Annotated in this window: 16 protein-coding genes and 1 pseudogene; 9 read left to right on the top strand and 8 right to left on the bottom strand. The window is 46.1% G+C overall.

All coding sequences use genetic code 11. The features are described from left to right. Positions 1-68: 68 nt before the first annotated feature. The 4 genes from nadE to ACHBIE_RS04285 are packed head-to-tail and all read right to left on the bottom strand — an operon-like array spanning position 69 to position 3,940. A complete protein-coding gene (nadE, locus tag ACHBIE_RS04300) occupies positions 69-893 on the bottom strand; it encodes an ammonia-dependent NAD(+) synthetase (protein ID WP_394732789.1) in 825 nt (274 codons plus the stop codon). Between the two features lie 11 nt (positions 894-904). Then, positions 905-2,365, bottom strand: coding sequence for a nicotinate phosphoribosyltransferase (locus ACHBIE_RS04295; RefSeq protein ID WP_394732788.1), 1,461 nt, complete (start codon positions 2,363-2,365; stop codon positions 905-907). 59 nt (positions 2,366-2,424) lie between these two features. Then, complete coding sequence (locus tag ACHBIE_RS04290; RefSeq protein ID WP_105110447.1) at positions 2,425-3,069, bottom strand: A24 family peptidase; 645 nt, start codon at positions 3,067-3,069, stop codon at positions 2,425-2,427. 52 nt (positions 3,070-3,121) lie between these two features. Then, the gene (locus ACHBIE_RS04285; protein ID WP_394732787.1) at positions 3,122-3,940 is read right to left on the bottom strand and encodes a cation diffusion facilitator family transporter; all 819 of its coding nucleotides are present in this window, start codon (positions 3,938-3,940) and stop codon (positions 3,122-3,124) included. A gap of 121 nt (positions 3,941-4,061) precedes the next feature. Here ACHBIE_RS04285 and ACHBIE_RS04280 point away from each other — a divergent pair, with 121 nt between their 5' ends. The 3 genes from ACHBIE_RS04280 to ACHBIE_RS04270 are packed head-to-tail and all read left to right on the top strand — an operon-like array spanning position 4,062 to position 7,170. Then, positions 4,062-4,580 carry a TetR/AcrR family transcriptional regulator gene (locus ACHBIE_RS04280; RefSeq protein WP_024378110.1) on the top strand — a complete coding sequence of 173 codons (519 nt, stop codon included), beginning with the start codon at positions 4,062-4,064 and terminating at the stop codon, positions 4,578-4,580. Between the two features lie 9 nt (positions 4,581-4,589). Then, complete coding sequence (locus tag ACHBIE_RS04275; RefSeq protein ID WP_394732786.1) at positions 4,590-5,132, top strand: tRNA (mnm(5)s(2)U34)-methyltransferase; 543 nt, start codon at positions 4,590-4,592, stop codon at positions 5,130-5,132. 37 nt (positions 5,133-5,169) lie between these two features. Further along, positions 5,170-7,170, top strand: a complete 2,001-nt coding sequence (locus tag ACHBIE_RS04270) for a cation:proton antiporter (RefSeq protein WP_394732802.1) — start codon at positions 5,170-5,172, stop codon at positions 7,168-7,170. Positions 7,171-7,227: 57 nt separating this feature from the next. Here ACHBIE_RS04270 and ACHBIE_RS04265 read toward each other — a convergent pair whose 3' ends face one another. Then, complete coding sequence (locus tag ACHBIE_RS04265) at positions 7,228-8,010, bottom strand: ABC transporter ATP-binding protein (protein ID WP_257117523.1); 783 nt, start codon at positions 8,008-8,010, stop codon at positions 7,228-7,230. 126 nt (positions 8,011-8,136) lie between these two features. Here ACHBIE_RS04265 and ACHBIE_RS04260 point away from each other — a divergent pair, with 126 nt between their 5' ends. Further along, positions 8,137-9,474 (top strand): hemolysin family protein, encoded by a 1,338-nt coding sequence (locus tag ACHBIE_RS04260; protein WP_394732785.1) that lies wholly within the window; start codon positions 8,137-8,139, stop codon positions 9,472-9,474. Positions 9,475-9,553: 79 nt separating this feature from the next. Then, a pseudogene (locus tag ACHBIE_RS04255) lies at positions 9,554-10,069 on the top strand (dihydrofolate reductase family protein). Between the two features lie 151 nt (positions 10,070-10,220). Here the strand turns inward: ACHBIE_RS04255 and rplS are convergent. Beyond that, positions 10,221-10,568: a 50S ribosomal protein L19 gene (gene rplS, locus ACHBIE_RS04250; protein WP_011921928.1), complete on the bottom strand. Its 348-nt coding sequence runs from the start codon at positions 10,566-10,568 to the stop codon at positions 10,221-10,223. Positions 10,569-10,917: 349 nt separating this feature from the next. Here rplS and ACHBIE_RS04245 point away from each other — a divergent pair, with 349 nt between their 5' ends. The 3 genes from ACHBIE_RS04245 (at position 10,918) to ACHBIE_RS04235 (ending at position 13,759) form a co-directional block, all read left to right on the top strand. Next, positions 10,918-12,489, top strand: coding sequence for a DEAD/DEAH box helicase (locus ACHBIE_RS04245; RefSeq protein ID WP_105123540.1), 1,572 nt, complete (start codon positions 10,918-10,920; stop codon positions 12,487-12,489). 130 nt (positions 12,490-12,619) lie between these two features. Then, the gene (locus ACHBIE_RS04240; RefSeq protein ID WP_105123541.1) at positions 12,620-13,039 is read left to right on the top strand and encodes a GNAT family N-acetyltransferase; all 420 of its coding nucleotides are present in this window, start codon (positions 12,620-12,622) and stop codon (positions 13,037-13,039) included. Between the two features lie 108 nt (positions 13,040-13,147). Beyond that, the gene (locus tag ACHBIE_RS04235) at positions 13,148-13,759 is read left to right on the top strand and encodes an FMN-dependent NADH-azoreductase (protein ID WP_105123542.1); all 612 of its coding nucleotides are present in this window, start codon (positions 13,148-13,150) and stop codon (positions 13,757-13,759) included. Positions 13,760-13,773: 14 nt separating this feature from the next. Here the strand turns inward: ACHBIE_RS04235 and ACHBIE_RS04230 are convergent, their stop codons facing one another. Together ACHBIE_RS04230 and ACHBIE_RS04225 are read right to left on the bottom strand one after the other, a co-directional pair. Continuing rightward, a complete protein-coding gene (locus tag ACHBIE_RS04230; RefSeq protein ID WP_394732784.1) occupies positions 13,774-14,046 on the bottom strand; it encodes a GIY-YIG nuclease family protein in 273 nt (90 codons plus the stop codon). After that, positions 14,036-14,785, bottom strand: coding sequence for a tRNA1(Val) (adenine(37)-N6)-methyltransferase (locus tag ACHBIE_RS04225; protein ID WP_394732783.1), 750 nt, complete (start codon positions 14,783-14,785; stop codon positions 14,036-14,038). Before ACHBIE_RS04225 ends, ACHBIE_RS04230 begins: the two co-directional genes overlap by 11 nt. Positions 14,786-14,947: 162 nt before the next feature. On the opposite strand from ACHBIE_RS04225, the gene ACHBIE_RS04220 reads away from it, so the two are divergent. After that, complete coding sequence (locus ACHBIE_RS04220) at positions 14,948-17,404, top strand: heavy metal translocating P-type ATPase (protein ID WP_172059773.1); 2,457 nt, start codon at positions 14,948-14,950, stop codon at positions 17,402-17,404. Positions 17,405-17,424 lie beyond the last annotated feature (20 nt).

The raw sequence follows: 17,424 nt of genomic DNA, 5'->3' as shown, positions 1-17,424 counted from the left end.
TCTTGTTTCATAGAAAAACCTCACTGTTTAGCTGTTACAGTGAGGTTTTTTTCTGTGTTTCAAGTGATTTATTTCCAAAAATCGTCAAATACCGTAATCGGTAGGTGGCGTTTGTGTTCTGTTTTTTTCCACCAGCCTTCGATGATTTCTTGGGCTTGGATGTCGATGGTTTTTCCCTCTAGATAATCATCAATCTGATCATAGGTCACGCCGAGGGCTACTTCATCTGCCAGACCGGGCTTGTTTTCCTCCAAATCAGCCGTAGGAACTTTATCATAGAGTTTGCGGTCGGCACCGAGAGCAGCCAAGAGTTGCTTGCCTTGACGCTTGTTGAGGCGGAAGAGCGGCAGAATGTCTGCACCGCCATCGCCATGCTTGGTGAAAAAGCCTGTAATATTTTCTGCGGCATGGTCGGTTCCGACCACGGCACCCTTGCGTTCGCCAGCGACAGCATATTGGGCAATCATCCGCATGCGGGCCTTGGCATTTCCCTTGTTAAAATCAGACATTGGCAGGCCAGTCGCTTTGACGGCCTCCGCCATAGCATCTGTCGCATCCTTGATATTGATGGTCAGGCTGACATCTGGCTGAATGAAAGCAAGAGCGGCTTGGGCGTCGGATTCATCAGCCTGAACGCCATAAGGGAGACGAATCGCTATGAATTGGTAGTCCTCATCTCCTGTCTCAGCCCGCATTTCTTCCATGGTTAATTGGGCCAGACGACCAGCAAGGGTGGAATCTTGACCGCCAGAAATGCCCAGAACATAGGTTTTTAGAAAGGGATTTTTTTTTAGGTAATCCTTGAGAAATTGGATAGATGTGCGGATTTCTTCTTGTGGATCAATTTTGGGCTTGACGCCCAGCTGTTGGATAATCGTTTTTTGTAAGGTCATAGGAGCCTCTCTTAGATAGATTTTGCTTGACTTTGCTTGCGAATGCGGTGGATGAGGTCCATCTTGTTATCCCAGACATCTTGGGCAAGGTCAACAGGGTAGAGCTGTGGATTGAGTACGCGCTTGTATTCGTCCCAGAGTTGGTCAATTTCTTGGTTGGCATAGGATTGAATATCCGCCAAACTTGGTAATTCATAGACCTGCTTGCCTTCTTCAAAAATAGGAACCAAGAGCGGACGAGCCTCAAAATTCTCAATCGTCTTTTTGATATAGGTGTAGGTCGGGTGGAACATGTAGATGCTGTCCATCTTGGTCACATCTGTGTCGGCAAAAGTAATATAATCGCCTTCTGACTTGCCTTTTTCCTTAGAAGTAATGCGCCAAACCTGTTTTTTACCCGGGGTAGACACTTTTTCTGCGTTGGACGATAGTTTGATTGTGTCACGCATGACTCCATTTTCCTCTTCGATGGCAACAATCTTGTAGACAGCACCGAGAGCTGGTTGGTCGTAGGCTGTAATCAATTTTGTTCCGACACCCCAGACATCAATTTTAGCCTTCTGCATCTTGAGGTTGAGGATGGTATTTTCATCCAAGTCGTTAGAAGCGTAAATCTTGGCTTCAGTAAAACCAGCGTCGTCCAGCTGTTGACGGACTTTTTTAGAAATGTAGGCCATGTCACCAGAGTCAATACGAACACCTTTGAAATTGATTTTGTCGCCCATTTCCTTGGCGACACGGATAGCGGCTGGCACACCAATACGGAGGGTATCGTAGGTATCGACCAAGAAAACGCAGTCCTTATGAGTCTCTGCATAGGCCTTGAAGGCTTGATAATCGTCGCCATAGGTTTGAACCAAGGCATGAGCATGGGTACCAGCTACAGGAATGCCAAATATTTTGCCGGCTCGGACGTTGGAAGTGGCTGAAGCACCACCGATAAAGGCTGCGCGTGTTCCCCAGATGGCTGCATCCATTTCTTGGGCCCGGCGTGTCCCAAATTCCATCAAGGGTTCGTCCTCGATAACGGCTTTAATGCGACGGGCCTTGGTCGCAATCAAGGTCTGGTAGTTGACGATATTCAAAATAGCCGTTTCAACCAATTGGCACTGAGCCAGCGGTCCCTCAACCTGCATAATCGGTTCATTGGCGTATACCAAATCCCCTTCCTTGGCTGAACGAAGGCTCAACTTCATCTCTAAATTGGCTAAATAATCCAGAAAATCCTCTGGATAGCCCAATTCGGTCAAGTAGTCAATATCTGTCTGGCTAAAGGTCAGGTTGTTAAGATAGTGGACAACCCGCTCTAGCCCTGCAAAGACTGCGTAGCCATTTTCAAAGGGTTGCTTACGGAAATACACTTCAAAAACCGCCCTTTTATTGTGAATGTTTTGCTTGAAGTAGACCTGCATCATATTGATTTGATAGAGGTCGGTGTGCATGGTCAGGCTGTCGTCTGTATATAGAGTCATGGTATTCTCCTTTGCTAACAATAATATCATTATAACAAAAAAAATCGGGAAAACCCGATTTAAAGAACAATAGTCACCAAAATACTGGCCAAAAAGAGGAAGGGGACATAGGGCAGGGACCGAGATTTAAAGATGTAGAAGATAGCCAGACCCAGGAGGGAGCTGATTTGGACAATCCAGAGAATTTCGGTAAAGCCAAAAAGCAGGGATAGGCTGGCTAGATAGAGGAAGTCGCCTGAGCCGATAGACTTGGACATTTTTTCTGTCACAAAGGCTAGGACCAAAAAGCCACAGAAGAGCCAATTGAGTTGAGATAAGATTAGGGCTACAAGGGTAAAGACCAACCAGACCATGAAGGGATATTCCTGGTGTTTGATGTCATAAATAGTCAAGACCAGGCCGCCAAGGACCAGCACCATTTCCATAAGGGAAAGGACTTGAAAATGGCAGAGCAGGACCAAGAGACCAGACAAGACTTCCAGTCCCAGATACCAATAAGGGATTTTGGCTCTGCAGTAGCGGCATTTGGATTTGGTCAGGACTTGGGAAACAATGGGAATCAAATCCCAGGCCTTGAGCCTACGCTTGCAGGCATTGCAGTGGCTGGCAGGTGCAACGATAGATTGCTCGGGAAACCGGTCGATGACCAGACCGAGGAAGGAACCGATAGAGGCTCCAAGGAAAAATAAGATAATTGCTTTCATACCTATTAGTTCGCAAAAGGGAGAGGAAAATGAGATATTTTTTAAAATTTTTTTACAAAATTTCGATGGTACTCTGGATAATGCCAAAGGAATGGAGAGAATTCCGTATTTTTGCTTTGGTCTTGTCTGCTACAGCAGGATTTGTCAGTTTGACCGTCACAGTCGCACAATGGTCATATCCATCCATGGTCCAGACATTTAGCTGAGTGATTTCGTGAACATTTTCAAGAGCCAGGAGGACTCCTTTAACTTCTTCAAGATTTACTCCTTGCGGACTGGTTTCAAGTAAAATCTTAACATTGTTCCAAGCTTTTGGCAGGGCTTTGGAGAGGATGAAGATAGCAATACCGAGTGAGAGTAATGGGTCTAGAAAGTACCAATCAGTGAATTGAAGAATGATGGAAACAAGGATGACCGCCAGCCATCCCAAAATATCCTCTAAAAAGTGTAAGCTGAGAATGGATTCATTATGGCTATGGCCATTTTTTACAATACGAGAAGCAAAGAAATTGATGATGACAGCGATAATCCCAAGTATCAGCATCCCATCCTGATTGACAGGCTGGGGATGGAAAAGATTGGGAATGTTTTCTACAAGGATCAAGCTGGAGCCGATAATCAGAATGCTGGAAGTCAAGAGAGCAGCCAAAATATTCCATCTCTTGTAGCCAAAAGGATAGTTCTTGTCAGCAGGTTTATTGGCATAGGTTTGCATGATGGCAGAGCTTCCGATGGCGAGGGCGTCACCCAAATCATGAACAGCATCTGCTAAGATAGCGCTGGAACCAAAGAGCCAGCCAAAGATAAACTCGATGATAGAAAAGCTGAGATTGAGGAGAAAAGCGATAAATGTATTTTTAGAAGATGACATGAGATTCCCTTTCTGTGTTATACTGTTTATAGGTTTATTATATACTGTAATGGGCCGAAAAACTAGAAACAAGAGAAACGGTTTGTCTTTTTCTGAACAAATTGTTTGAAATGTACGAAAAATGGATAGACGAATTGCAAAAACAAAAAGAGCTATTTTTCAGGCTTTTTTGACCTTATTAAATGATAAAGGTTATGATGACATGCGCGTGCAGGATGTTATTGACCTGGCAGATGTGGGGCGTTCCACTTTCTATGCCCACTATGCCAGTAAAGAGGCTCTTTTGGAAGAACTTTGTCATGACCTCTTTCACCACTTATTTACAGGTCGTGAAGATGCGGATGTGAAGACTTTGTTGGCTCATATTTTCAAACACTTTCGGACCAATCAAGATCGTGTTGCCAGCCTTTTGTTGTCCCGCAATGCCTATTTTCTAAGAGAACTGGAAGCGGAGTTGAAACACGACATTTTTCCAAAAGTGGTTGAAGACTACATGCAGGACAAGGGGAATCTTCCAGAGGATTTGCTGGTGCATTTTGTTGTGACCACTTTTGTGGAGACGGTCAGCTGGTGGTTGCAGCAACGCAAAAAGGTGGACGAAGCCACCTTGACCGAATATTATGTAAGATTATTAGCTTAAGGAGAGAAGATGCTTAGACCTTTACACATGGCCCATGCCTTTTTAGATGAGATATTAACAGACCAGGACCTAGCGGTCGATGCGACTATGGGAAATGGCCATGACACGCTATTTTTAGCCCAGCGAGCAGGAAAAGTTGTGGCCTTTGATATTCAGGAACAAGCCCTGACCACAACAGCTGAAAAACTAGAAAAAGCTGGCTTGACCAACGCCCAATTGGTCTTGACTGGTCATGAAAACCTGGACCAGTATGTAGATGAGTGTAAGGTAGCTATTTTTAATCTAGGCTATTTACCGTCAGCGGATAAATCGGTCATCACCCTACCTGATACGACCTTGGAGGCCATTCAAAAAGTCCTGGACCGCCTGGTGGTAGGTGGCCGTCTGGCCATCATGATTTACTATGGTCATGAGGGTGGAAGTAGAGAAAAGGATGCTGTGCTGGACTTTGTGAAAGGATTGGACCAGACTGTCTTTACAGCCATGCTCTACCAGCCCCTCAATCAGGTCAATACACCGCCATTTTTGGTCATGGTAGAACGGATGAAGTAGTTTAGTGCTATCCTACTGAGAAAGCGGAGGTGATTCTATCAGTCATACATTTATCTTGATACTCTTATTGATTCTATTGATTGTGTCCAATACCCTTTATAGGCTCAATCCAAAACTGCCCCTGCCCTTTGTCCAGCTGCTCTTGGGGGTCCTGGTCGGTGCCTTGTTTGGTGACGAAACTGTAGGGATTGACGCCGGGCTTTTCCTGGCCCTGGTCATTGCTCCCCTCAACTTCCGTGAGGGACAGGAGAGTGATATTGAGAGCTTGAAGCGACATAAGTCTACTATTGCTTACTTGATTTTTCCTCTGGTCTTTTTGACCACTCTGGCTATTGGTGGTTTGGCAGGCTATCTTCTCCCAGTGGAAATTCCCCTGCCACTTAGCTTTGCCCTGGGAGCTGCCTTAGCTCCGACGGATGCTGTGGCCTTTCTGGCCTTGTCCAAACGCTTTAAGTTTCCCAAGAAGTTAGAAGAAATCCTGACCCTGGAAGGCTTGCTCAACGACGCGAGTGGCCTGGTTGCCTTCCAATTTGCCATCCTGGCCTTGACGACCGGGACCTTTTCCCTCCTGCAGGCCAGTGGGCAATTGGGCTGGGTTTTGCTTGCTGGTGCCCTTGTTGGCTTACTCTTTGTATTCTTGCACCGAGCGGCCGTTTCTATTCTGGAAAAATTAGATGCGGCTGATGTTGCTGGGGTCCTCTTGCTGGAAATCTCCTTGCCTCTCTTGGCCTATCTAGTAGCTAGTTATCTAGGCGGGTCAGGCATTATCGCCGTCGTGATTGCAGGTCTTTTCCAGTCCAAGCAATTGAAGAAAATGTCCCTCTTTGATGCGCGTGTCAACCGAGTGACGTTCATTATCTGGGAAACCTTGAGCTTTATTCTCAATGGCTTTGTCTTTATCGTTTTTGGTTATGAATTTACCCGGATTGTCCAGCCGGCCTTGAAGAATCCCTTCATCAGTAATGCTTGGCTGATGACGACGGTCTTGGTCTTGACTGCCAGTCTCTTTCTGGTTCGATTTGTGGGTATTTTCCTGTTGAAATTAGTTAAGAAATCTGGCGATTACCAACTAAAGAACCTGCTTATCTTGACCTTTTCTGGAATGAAGGGCTCGGTTTCCATAGCAACCATTCTCCTGCTGCCGGAAGTGGATCAGACAACCTACAGTCTCATCCTCTTTACGGTCGGCATGGTTACCCTCTTTAGTTTCCTGACCGGTCTCCTTGTCCTGCCCCTTTTAGCAGAACCTCGAACAGAGGCGACCATCCCAGAAGGTCCCGCACGCTTGGCGATTTTGAAGGAAGTGATTGATGTCTTGGAAATGGATGTGGAGCATGCCAACAATCCTAGTACTATCTATGCAGTTATCGGTCAATACTATAAGCGGATGGAAAATCTGCAACGCCAGCTCATTCCTGTGGAGCAACGACGTGAAGTTGCCAAATTACGCTTGAAAATCCTAGAAATTGAACGAGCTGGTCTTGAAAAACGGTTTGAAGAGGGCCTGTTGGATATGCCTTCCTACCGGATTTACCAATCCTATCTCAGCGAAATGGAGCAGGACATCAACCGAGACTTGGTAGCTACCTGGACCTATCTATTTATGATTGGTCGCCGGGTCCTGGCCAAGTGGTACCATGAATGGGTGGAATTGGTGAAAAACAAGGGACGACGGATGAAAGCTGACAATCAACATGGTCATCCAGACCTGTCAGATTTGTTTATTGCAAATACGGTTGATATCATTGCCTTCCTTAATAGTTGCCAGTCAAACTATCCCAAGGACTATCTGACTATTCTCAAGCGCTACCGGGTCTACCAGTCCCAGCTTGTCTTGGCAGGGGTTCGAGTAGAAGACCTGATTGGTCGTCTCAAGCCGGATAATTTGGAGGATTTGCTGCGAGGATTTTACTTGGAAAGGAAGATTGTGGCGGAATACGAGGCAGATCAGCTCATTTCCAATCAGGTTGCCAAGGATCTTCGCCGCAATATCAACCAGCTGGAAAGCTACAGTTTACGGGAATTTGATTCATTTTAATAGTGGGCTCGTAAGCTAATTCAAATAAACAGCCAAAAACCAGGTTTTCCTGGTTTTTTAGTCTAATATTGGCTTGATAAAAATCCGTTCCTCCCCGAGTTCAATCAGTTCGACCTGATTGCCATAGAAGTCACCCAAAAGTTCAGGCGTCAGGATTTTCTCCTTTGGTCCTTGGGTCAAAACCTTGCCTTCCTTGAGCAGGAGGACATGGCTGAAGTTGCTGGTGATTTCCTCCGCATGGTGGGTCACAAAGATGATAGCAGGCGCCGTCGGTAGCTGACAGATATGGTCGATATGCTGGAGTAGGCGCTCACGAGCCAAGAGGTCCAGACCAACCGTCGCCTCGTCCAAAATCAAAATTGCTGGATTTTCCATAAGACTGCGGGCAATCAGCAGCAGCTGACGCTCCCCCTGCGACAGACTAGCATAGGTCCGCCCAATCAAATGCCCCGCACGAATTTCCCGCAACATGGCTGTGGCCTCATCGATTTCTGCCTGACCGTATTCCTTGTAAAGAATGGAGGACTTATACTTTCCTGTCAGGACAATCTGCTCTGCCGTCAGGTCGATAGGAAAACGTTCGGCTAGAAAGGAGCCAACCACACCGATTTTTGTACGGAGGCTGGGGATGTCCCCTCTGCCAAATTCAACTCCGAGAACAGTCAGGTCCCCAGACGATTTCCAAAATTCTGCCATGAGAATGCGTAGCAGTGTAGATTTTCCAGCCCCGTTAAGACCCAGGATGGCCCAGCGCTCGCCTTCCTTGAATTCCCAGTTGATGTCCTCTAGTAAGTTTTTACCCTGTCGGCGGTAGCTGACATTTTTCATTGAAATAATCATGACCCATCTCCTCATCTTTTTGACCATTTTACCACAGAATGAAAGATTCAGCACATTTCTAGCAAATTTTAGAAATTGTGGTATAATAGGAATGCTATAACTTTTATTTTAGGAGACATTCATATCATGGAAGACCCCGGTAGTCAGACCATTTACATTCAATTATTTGTTTTGCTCTTGTTGACCCTGCTCAACGCCTTTTTCTCGGCTTCAGAGATGGCCCTGGTGTCGCTCAACCGCTCTCGTGTGGAGCAGAAGGCAGCCGAGGGGGAGAAGAAGTACATTCGCCTGGTTTCCGTCTTGGAAAATCCAAATAACTTCTTATCGACCATACAAGTCGGTATCACCTTCATCTCCATTCTTTCGGGTGCAAGTTTGGCTAGTGATTTAGGTGCGATTTTGGCCCAGTGGCTGGGCGATTCGGCTACAGCTCAGACAGCTGGCTATTGGTTGGCTCTGGCACTTTTGACCTTTATTTCCATTGTCCTTGGTGAGCTTTATCCCAAGCGGATTGCCATGAATATGAAGGAAAATCTAGCAGTTGTGACGGCTCCTGTCATTATTTTTCTTGGCAAGATTGTCAGCCCCTTTGTCTGGCTGCTTTCAGCTGCGACCAACCTGATTAGCCGTATCACACCTATGAATTTTGATGATGCGGATGACCAGATGACCCGTGACGAGATTGAGTACATCTTGACCAAGAGCGAGCAGACCTTGGATGCGGAAGAAATCGAGATGCTGCAGGGGATTTTCAATCTGGACGAGCTCATGGCCCGTGAGGTTATGGTTCCTCGTACCGATGCTTTCATGGTGGATGTTGATGATGAAATTGCCGCCACTATGGCTGAAATTCTCAAGCAAAACTTTTCTCGTATCCCAGTCTACGAAGGCGATAAGGACAATGTGATTGGCCTGATTCATACAAAGAAAATCTTGGCGGAAGGCTTTACCAACGGCTTTGATAATCTCAATATTCGCCGCATCATGCAAGAACCGCTCTTTGTACCGGAGACAATTTTTGTGGATGATTTGCTCAAGGCCCTTCGCAATACCCAAAACCAAATGGCTATTTTGCTGGACGAATACGGTGGCGTTGCTGGTCTTGCTACCTTGGAAGACCTTTTGGAAGAAATTGTCGGTGAAATCGATGATGAGACCGATAAGACAGAAGTCTTTGTCCGTGAAATTGCAGACAATACCTTTATCGTTCAGGGGAATATGACCCTCAACGACTTCAATGAACATTTTGATATGGAGTTGGAGAGCGATGATGTGGATACCATTGCCGGCTATTATCTGACAGGTGTGGGTACCATTCCAAGCCAGGAGGAAAAAGTTTCCTTTGAGGTGGACAGCAAGGGCCACCACCTGGTTCTCAGCAATGATAAGGTGAAAAATGGTCGTGTGACCAAGCTGAAGATTCTTATCACACCGATTGAAGAAGATTCAAACGAGAAGGATTAGGAAACTAGTCCTTCTTTTTTTGCATTTTTATCGGAAATAGGCTAGACTAATAGCTTATTAAGAAACGTGGAGAAGTGCTATGAGAAATTTGGTTGTATTTTTGCATTCGTCAGTAGACGGCATGGTTGAGGGACCAAATGGTACCATGGATATTGGCTTTGTAGCTTATAATGAAGAATTGGAGGCGGTAGCCAATCAGGTCCTGTCTACTGTCGATACAATCCTGTGGGGACGCAAGACCTATGAGATGATGTATGGCTACTGGCCGACTATGCTGGACAATCCTGATGCTAGTGACCATGAGAGAAATCATGCTGCCTGGATTGAGAAGGTTGAAAAGTTGGTCTGCTCGACCAGCCTAGAGAAAGCAGGTTGGAACAATACGAGCTTGCTTAAAGGTGACATTGTTTGACAGTTGAAGCAGCTAAAAATGCAAGAAGGTGGAGATATTCTGGTCTTGGTGAGCTCACGTCTGGCTAAATTTCTCATGGAAGAAGGCCTAGTAGATGTATTGAAATTAAGCATTTCTCCTGTATCTTTCGGTGGTGGATTCCGTCTTTTGGAGGGGATTACAGCAGAATTTCAGCTTCAATAGAGCCAGGTTCTGAAGTCTGGCGTGCTGGCTGTGACTTATGAGATAAAATAAAAATCCTGAATATAGGATTTTAAATAAAATTTGGTAAAAAGAAGAGGCATCCCGATTGGAATGCCTTTTTCTACCGATTAAGCTAGCCTCTGGGACTATCTTAACGACGGATTTCTTTGATACGAGCTGCTTTACCTTGAAGAGCACGCAAGTAGTACAATTTAGCACGACGTACTTTACCGTAACGAACAACCTCAATCTTGTCAACACGTGGAGTGTGGATTGGGAATGTACGTTCAACACCTACACCACCAGAGATTTTACGTACAGTGTACATTTCTGAGATGCCTTGGCCTTTACGAGAGATAACAACACCCTCGAAAATCTGGATACGTTCGCGGTTACCTTCGACAACCTTAGCGTGAACACGTACAGTGTCACCAGGACGGAAAGAAGGGATGTCAGTGCGAAGTTGACCTTCTGTCAAACTTTGGATCAATGGATTCATTTTTTTCTCCTATCTTTGTCAATCATAGGTGCTTTTAAACCCAGCGGATAAACTGTATTTTTGTGCGTCCATTACACACGAAAAATATTCTACCTTATTTTGATAGATTTGTAAAGTAATATGCTGGATCTTAGAAAAAAGTGAAAGAAGGATGGGCTCGGTTTTGGGACAAATCATGAAAACGTATTATTTTTCTTTTCAAGGTAAATCCCAACCTTTCTCTCGGGTTTGTGTTATACTGGATAAGTTGCAAGTCTGATGTCGGCTCGTTCGCGACCGATAGAATGTATTGTTACAAAAAAAGCCGTATAAGACAGCTTCGCACTGTCTTGTTAGAAAAGAGAAAACATTGAAATTTACAGATTTACAGTTGTCCGAAGACATTTTGCTTGCCGTTGAGAAGGCGGGGTTTGAAACACCGTCACCTATCCAAGAGCAGACTATTCCGCTTGCTCTTGAAGGCAAGGATGTGATTGGTCAGGCCCAGACGGGGACTGGGAAAACCGCAGCTTTTGGTCTGCCAACCCTCAACAAAATTGACATCGACAATCAAGCTGTTCAAGCCTTAATTATTGCTCCAACACGTGAGTTGGCAGTGCAAAGTCAGGAAGAACTCTTCAAATTTGGTCGTGAAAAGGGTGTAAAAGTTCGCTCTGTTTACGGAGGTTCTAGCATTGAAAAACAAATCAAGGCCCTTCGTTCAGGTGCCCATATCGTAGTTGGTACACCTGGTCGTCTTTTGGACTTGATTAAGAGAAAAGCCCTCAAGCTTGACGGAGTTGAAACCCTCATTCTTGATGAGGCGGATGAAATGCTCAACATGGGCTTCTTGGACGATATTGAAGCGATTATCGAACGTGTGCCAGCAAGTCGCCAGACCCTTCTATTTTCTGCGACCATGCCTGAGCCAATCAAGCGTATCGGTGTCAAGTTCATGAAAGAGCCTGAGCACGTTAAGATTGCGGCCAAGGAATTGACCAACGTCAACGTGGATCAATACTATATCCGTGTCAAAGAAAATGAGAAATTTGACACTATGACACGCCTCATGGATGTTGACCAGCCAGAATTGTCTATCGTCTTCGGTCGTACCAAACGCCGTGTCGATGAATTGACTCGTGGACTCAAACTGCGTGGCTTCCGTGCAGAAGGGATTCACGGAGATTTAGATCAAAATAAACGCCTGCGTGTTATCCGCGATTTCAAGGGAGATCAAATTGATGTTCTCGTTGCGACAGACGTTGCAGCGCGTGGATTGGATATCTCAGGTGTGACACATGTCTACAACTACGATATTCCACAAGACCCTGAAAGTTACGTACACCGTATCGGTCGTACAGGTCGTGCTGGCCAGTCTGGTCAATCGATCACCTTTGTTTCGCCAAATGAAATGGGTTACTTGGCTATCATCGAAGAGTTGACCAAGAAGCGTATGAAGGGGCTCAAGCCTGCGACCGCTGAAGAGGCTTTTGAAGCCAAGAAGAAAGTTGCTTTGAAAAAGATTGAGCGTGACTTCGCAGACGAGACCATTCGTGGAAACTTTGATAAGTTTAAGAAAGACGCAGTTAAGTTGGCGGCCGAATTTACCCCTGAAGAGCTTGCTCTATACGTACTCAGCCTGACCGTACAAGATCCAGATAGCTTGCCAGAAGTGGAAATCGCGCGTGAAAAACCATTGCCATTCAAGTTTGCTCCTGGTCAAGCCAAGGGCAAAGGTGGACGTGGTGGTCGCGACCGTGATCGCGGTGGCCGTCGTGATGGAGACCGCAACCGAGACCGTGGAGGACGCCGTGGAGACCGCAACCGTCGCGATGACAAGTTCAAACGTGATAACCGCCGTCAAGACAACAAAAAACCACACCAACGCACCTCAAGTGAAAAGCAAACAGGCTTTGTAATTCGCAATAAGGGTGAGAGATAAAGTTGAAACTGCTTCCTAATTGGAGCAGTTTTTGTTATACTAGAAGTAGTAAAACAGGAGGGTTGACCATGGGCATTTTGACAATGGATAAAGCCTTTGTATTCTAAAAAACAATACAAAGGAGAAAGACATGATTACTTACAAACAAAATCCTCAACTCGACTTTCAAGCAGTCATTGAAATCTATGATTCAGTTGGTTGGACAAATTATACTGACCGGCCTACCATGTTACAGAAGGCCTTGGAACATAGTCTGCTCGTTCTTGCGGCCTTTGACGGTGACCGTCTAGTGGGTCTCTTGCGAGCAGTTGGTGACGGGCAATCAATCGTTTTTATTCAGGACATCTTGGTTCTGCCAACCTATCAACGACAAGGGATTGGGCGTCATCTTTTGGAACAGGTCATTGCCTATTTCCCAGGTATTTATCAGCTTCATCTCTTGACGGACAATACTGAGAAAACACGGTCTTTTTATGAGGAACTTGGCTTTACAGCTGTTGAAAGATTGGACTGTGTTGCTTATACTTATGTAAAATTAAGAACAATTTAGAAATGGAGAGGCTGGTCGACCAGCCTCTTGCTTTGAGCAGATAATTTGAATTTCAAATCAAAAAGAGTAGAATATAATTATCAATAGTTAGTAACACGGAGAAAAACAATGGCAAGTCTATTAATCGTAAAAGCCCACCCACTTGATGCCCAAAAATCCTACGCCTTACGAGCCTTGGAAGAGTTTCAAACTCGTTACGCCAGTTTGCACCCAGAAGATCAGATAGAAGTAGTGGATGTTTTTGAAGACCAGATTCCAGCCTTGGACAAATCCTTGTTAGCGGCTATGGGAGCAGCTAAAAAAGGCGAGAATATTAGTCCTGAACAAGCAAAGCAATTGGACCGTTACAATGCCTTGACCCAGCAATTTCTTGCAGCTGATAAGATTGTCGTCGTCAATCCTCTCTGGAATCTCAATGTGCCAAGTCAGTTGGTATCTTGGGTCAATACCATCAATGTAGCAGGCCTGACCTTTAAGTATGGTTCAGAAGGCTCTATCGGTTTGGTCAAGGACAAAAAGCTCCTGCACATCCAGTCCAATGGTGGTGTTTATGCAGGTCAGGATCCAGCTGCCCAGTACATCAAGTCTATCTTTGAATTTTTAGGCTTTGAAGATATTCATCAAGTCTTTATCGAAGGGCAATCGGCTGATCCGAGCCAGGCTCAGGCTATTTTTGAAGAGGTAATGGCTAAAATTGATCGGATTTTAGAAAGATTTTAAACCAAAACCTCGACCTATTTGGGTCGAGGTTTTTTTGTCATTTCTGCGATGTAGTCTAACTTGCTCTGCCGACTGCGTTTCTTAAACAAAGCCTCGGCAGACATGGCTTCCTGCTTGCTGGAAAAGGCTTCTTGGTAGACCAGGCTGACAGGCAAGCGTGCGCGGGTGTACTTGGCCCCTTTCCCACGATTATGGGTAGCAAGCCGCTTCTCCACATCAGTCGTATAGCCAGTATAAAGACTCCCGTCGGTACATTCCAAGACATAAAAGTAGGCCTTATTTACCATAATAAATCTCACGAATGGCAGGAGTGTAGTCGCCGTTTTCCTCATGGACAACCAGAGGTGGCAGGATGTGTAGCCCATCTACCGATCCGTCCTTGATAGCCTCAATTAGCAACATATTGGCCTCCTTGCTGGCCTTGGGATAGACAAACTGGATGCGTTTGGGAGCCAATTTGTAGGTTCTCAGCGTGTCTAAAATATCCAAAAATCGATCTGGTCTATGCACCATGGCCAAGCGACCATTGGACTTGAGCACCTGTTGGGCCATCTGACAAATGCTGTCTAGGTTGGTTGCAATCTCGTGTCTGGCTAGCAGGTAATGCTCGCTTTCATTGAGGTTTGACTCTTTATCTACCTTGAAGTAGGGAGGATTGCAGAGCATCAAATCAACCTTGGACCGCAGATCATACTGGGGTAGATTTGCCAAGTCATCATTGATAACGGAAAGTTGTTCCTCCAGACCGTTGAGGACAATGGAACGGCGGTTCATATCCGCCAAGCGTTCCTGTAATTCAACCTGAATAATCTGGGCCTTGGTGCGTGTAGAAGCAAAGAGCCCCACCGCCCCATTTCCGCTACAAAGATCAACAATTAGCCCCTTCTGAGCAGGCATTTTTGGAAAGCGAGAGAGGAGGACGCTGTCAATCGAGTAGCTAAAAACCTCCCGATTTTGAATAATCTGAACATCTGTCGGGAAGAGCTGGTCAATCCGCTCCCCGTCTAATAAAACTGGATTGTGCATGAGATTATTATAGCATATCGCAGGCTGTTTAGGTGGGGAAGGAAACACGGAGGTCTAGGATTTTTCTTTCAAATGGATTTTTTAAAACAAGTTTGTTTACATTTGTAGTCAATTGTTGTAAAATATAATTACAAATGTAGTCAAAGGAGAGAAAAAAGAAAAATGCAAAAAGAAAGTATTAGTGTATCAGGCATGACCTGTGCCTCTTGTGCCATGACAGTGGAAAAAGCTGTTGGGAAATTGACAGGAGTAGAGGAAGCCAGCGTCAATTTGGCAACTGAAAAATTGAGTGTCAGTTTTGATGAAAATGTCTTGAGCCTTAGCGACATTGGTCATGCAGTTGAAAAGGCTGGTTATGGCTTGGTCCGCAACCTTATTACAGAAACCTATGCTATTGAGGGCATGACCTGTGCTTCCTGTGCCATGACGGTAGAAAAGGCGCTAGGGAAACTGGCTGGTATGGAAGAAGTGGCTGTCAATCTGGCAACGGAAAAGGCAACGATGACATATGACAAGGATCGCTTAGATGCAGCTGCGATTCTGTCTGCCGTTGAGCAGGCTGGTTACAAGGCTGTCTTGCCACAAACAAATTCGCCTGTTACAGCTGTCGAAAGTAAGGAACAATATCAATCAGATTTGTGGTCCCGTTTTATCTGGTCAACTGTGTTCACCCTGCCCGTACTCTATATCGCCATGGGGCCAATGTTACCGGGTGGTGGTTTACCTTTACCTGCCTTTCTTCATCAACCCTTGACTTTCGCCTTGGTTCAACTATTTCTGACTCTGCCGGTCATGTATATTGGGCGCGCCTTCTATCAAAAAGGTTTTAAGACACTGTTTGCAGGCCATCCCAATATGGACAGCTTGATTGCGGTGGGAACTAGCGCAGCTCTTGTGCAAGGTCTGATTATGACGGTTCTGATTGCGAGAGGTCAGGCGGATCTGTCGCATGGGCACCCCGAGCTCTATTTCGAGTCTGCCGCTGTGATTTTAACCTTGATTACCCTTGGGAAACACATGGAGGCCCTGTCCAAAGGATGGACGTCCGATGCCATCAAGAAATTGATGAACCTAGCTCCTAAGACAGCCAGACTAATCCGCGACGGGCAAGAAGTCACCCTTCCCTTAGAACAAGTCCAAGTTGGGGATGTCTTGCAGGTCCGTCCGGGTGAACAAATTCCAGTTGACGGAAAAGTTCTCCAAGGTCAATCGACCGTGGATGAGTCTATGCTGACGGGAGAAAGTTTGCCGGTCAAAAAAGCAGTCGGTGATAGCGTAGTGGGTGCCACACTCAATCAGCATGGTGCCTTTCAAATGCAAGCGACCAAGGTTGGAGCAGATACGACTCTGGCACAAATTATTCGGCTGGTTGAAGAGGCACAGGGTTCTAAAGCGCCCATTGCCCAGCTGGCTGACCGTGTTTCAGCGGTTTTTGTGCCGATTGTTATGGTCCTGGCCCTCCTATCTGGGTTAGCATGGTGGACCTTGGGGCAAGAGCCTTGGATTTTCTCTCTTTCCATCACTATTTCAGTGCTGGTCATTGCCTGTCCTTGTGCTCTGGGGCTTGCGACACCGACGGCTATTATGGTCGGGACTGGTAAGGGGGCGGAAAATGGTCTCCTCTTCAAGTCTGGTCAAGCCGTTGAGGTCCTTCAAAAGGTCGACACCATCGTTTTTGACAAGACGGGAACCATTACCCAAGGTAAACCTCAAGTGACGGACATGACAGTTTTCAGTTCTGCCACTGAGGAAGAAGTTCTCCAGCTGGCAGCAAGTGCGGAGCAATACTCTGAGCATCCGCTGGCTCAAGCCCTGCTCAAATCCGCAGAGGACGCTGGATTATCTCTTCTCCCTAGTCAGGATTTCCAAGCCCTTTCCGGTCGCGGTTTGTCGGTGAAAATAGCAGAGCAGACTATTTTGTTGGGCAATGAAAAGCTGATGAAGGAGTCTGGGATTGCGCTTGGCTCTGCCATTGCGACAGCAGAAACCTACGCCAACCAAGCCAAGACGCCTGTCTATCTGGCAGCAGACGGACACTTGTTGGTAGTCATTGCCATTGCTGACCAAGTAAAACCATCCAGTCACGCAGCCATCCAGGCTTTGCACCAGATGGGATTGGAAGTGGTCATGCTGACAGGGGACAATGAGAAAACAGCTCAGGCCATTGCTGACCAGGTGGGAATTGACACCGTCATCAGCCAAGTCTTGCCAGAGGACAAGGCCAATCAGGTCAAGGCCCTACAAGCCCAAGGCAAGCAGGTAGCTATGGTCGGAGACGGCATCAATGATGCTCCTGCCTTGGCCCAAGCCGAGGTTGGTATTGCCATTGGTTCTGGTACTGATGTCGCTATCGAATCGGCAGACTTGGTTCTCATGCACAGTGATTTGATGGATGTTCCTAAGGCTGTTCGACTGAGCCAATTGACCATGAAAACCATCAAGCAAAATCTCTTCTGGGCCTTTGCCTACAATGTCATCGGCATTCCGATTGCCATGGGCCTCCTCCATCTCTTCGGCGGTCCCCTTCTCAATCCAATGCTGGCTGGAGCAGCCATGGCCCTCAGCTCTGTATCTGTCCTGCTCAATGCCCTGCGTTTGCGGACCAGAAAATTGATTTAAACAAATTTGTGTCAATTTCT

This window comes from Streptococcus sp. A23, assembly GCF_043674155.1.
GTDB classification, from domain to species: Bacteria; Bacillota; Bacilli; order Lactobacillales; family Streptococcaceae; genus Streptococcus; species Streptococcus suis_V.
The sequence above is the reverse complement of the archived record's forward strand: the minus strand, read 5'-3'. Positions and strand labels throughout refer to the sequence as shown.

What these genes read in the sequence shown, in the direction of transcription:
- ACHBIE_RS04220 (WP_172059773.1), top strand. Translation starts at nt 14,948, where the DNA reads ATGCAAAAAGAAAGTATTAGTGTATCAGGCATGACCTGTGCCTCTTGT.
- nadE (WP_394732789.1), bottom strand. Translation starts at nt 893, where the DNA reads ATGACCTTACAAAAAACGATTATCCAACAGCTGGGCGTCAAGCCCAAA.
- ACHBIE_RS04260 (WP_394732785.1), top strand. Translation starts at nt 8,137, where the DNA reads ATGGAAGACCCCGGTAGTCAGACCATTTACATTCAATTATTTGTTTTG.
- ACHBIE_RS04280 (WP_024378110.1), top strand. Translation starts at nt 4,062, where the DNA reads ATGGATAGACGAATTGCAAAAACAAAAAGAGCTATTTTTCAGGCTTTT.
- ACHBIE_RS04230 (WP_394732784.1), bottom strand. Translation starts at nt 14,046, where the DNA reads ATGGTAAATAAGGCCTACTTTTATGTCTTGGAATGTACCGACGGGAGT.
- ACHBIE_RS04275 (WP_394732786.1), top strand. Translation starts at nt 4,590, where the DNA reads ATGCTTAGACCTTTACACATGGCCCATGCCTTTTTAGATGAGATATTA.
- ACHBIE_RS04225 (WP_394732783.1), bottom strand. Translation starts at nt 14,785, where the DNA reads ATGCACAATCCAGTTTTATTAGACGGGGAGCGGATTGACCAGCTCTTC.
- ACHBIE_RS04240 (WP_105123541.1), top strand. Translation starts at nt 12,620, where the DNA reads ATGATTACTTACAAACAAAATCCTCAACTCGACTTTCAAGCAGTCATT.
- ACHBIE_RS04285 (WP_394732787.1), bottom strand. Translation starts at nt 3,940, where the DNA reads ATGTCATCTTCTAAAAATACATTTATCGCTTTTCTCCTCAATCTCAGC.
- ACHBIE_RS04235 (WP_105123542.1), top strand. Translation starts at nt 13,148, where the DNA reads ATGGCAAGTCTATTAATCGTAAAAGCCCACCCACTTGATGCCCAAAAA.
- ACHBIE_RS04265 (WP_257117523.1), bottom strand. Translation starts at nt 8,010, where the DNA reads ATGATTATTTCAATGAAAAATGTCAGCTACCGCCGACAGGGTAAAAAC.
- ACHBIE_RS04290 (WP_105110447.1), bottom strand. Translation starts at nt 3,069, where the DNA reads ATGAAAGCAATTATCTTATTTTTCCTTGGAGCCTCTATCGGTTCCTTC.
- ACHBIE_RS04295 (WP_394732788.1), bottom strand. Translation starts at nt 2,365, where the DNA reads ATGACTCTATATACAGACGACAGCCTGACCATGCACACCGACCTCTAT.
- rplS (WP_011921928.1), bottom strand. Translation starts at nt 10,568, where the DNA reads ATGAATCCATTGATCCAAAGTTTGACAGAAGGTCAACTTCGCACTGAC.